The organism is Niallia sp. HCP3S3_B10, from assembly GCF_052064465.1.
GTDB classification, from domain to species: domain Bacteria; phylum Bacillota; class Bacilli; order Bacillales; family Cytobacillaceae; genus Niallia; species Niallia hominis.
Map to the genome: position 1 here is coordinate 1 of NZ_JBQHVO010000145.1, position 1026 is coordinate 1026.

1 protein-coding gene is annotated in these 1026 nt (G+C 37.3%); it reads right to left on the reverse strand.

Features of this window, described 5'->3' with window-relative positions; genetic code table 11:
- A partial coding sequence (locus tag ACTNDN_RS24895) for an IS4 family transposase (RefSeq protein WP_441132569.1) occupies nucleotides 1–860 on the reverse strand: 860 nt, incomplete at its 3' end.
- Nucleotides 861–1026 lie beyond the last annotated feature (166 nt).

Consider the following 1026-nt stretch of genomic DNA (forward strand, 5'->3'; position numbering starts at 1 on the left):
ATCGTATGGATGGAACGAAGAATTCCTTTCTTGGATTGAATGGGTCCAGCTAGGCGGTATAGTTGCTTTAAAGAAACCATCTCCCCGTTTACGTTATAACGTTGTTTTGTTTCTTTGACCATACCAATTACGTCTAATCCTTGATCCACAATAGACTTTACAAGTGGTGGCAATGTAAACCAAGAATCCATAAGGACATAACTTGCATCTATCCCATTGGCTAATGCACGTTTAATCATGTCAGGAACTTGTTCAGGCTCAGTTTGTAATGCATTTTCTCGACGCTTGTATCCACAAGTACGTTTATCAATTTTTTCAGAGATACCATTGATTTGAGACTTTTTTGAACTGACTAAAGAAAAGTCAATTGGCATAAATGTATAGCCATCTGACCAGCCCAAAGTGAGCATACGAAACCCCTTAAAGAAACGCATTTTCAGGGAAGCATGATCAAAACAACGAGCGAGAAGCTCTACCTTTTTACTACGATTTCGGTCATACGCAGAATCATCGATAATCAGTACTTTTGGACGCTCTTTATTCGTAAGGCGAGTCACCTTTTGAATAGTAAAAATGCTCAACAGTAGTAAGAAACGGCGCCAATTAAAAGTTGATTGGTTTAAAAAGCGATAGACGGCATCTTTGGCTGGAAACTGATCGGCTTTCTTTGAATCAAGAAGTGAAAACCAATTTTTGTGCTGGAAAATCAAACAGAAAACAAGCTGAAATAAGTAGGAACAGCTGAAACCGAAGGATTTTTTAATTCCTGCTTGGCGCAGGTGTTTATTCATTTCAAGCTCAGAAAAAACCGAATTAAGTTCTTTTGGTAGTTGATTGTTTTGGCTATTTTGGTCTATCATATAGGGAGCACCTCTTCTGTATGGTAGTGTTTTCTCTACAATTACACTATACCAAAGAATGAGGTGTTATTTCATTTTATTAAACACTGTCAAGCAACATATTTAATAGACCATAGACGCAATACAACTAACGATTTGCACTTATTTTTTTGGTGCGAAAGTTGAG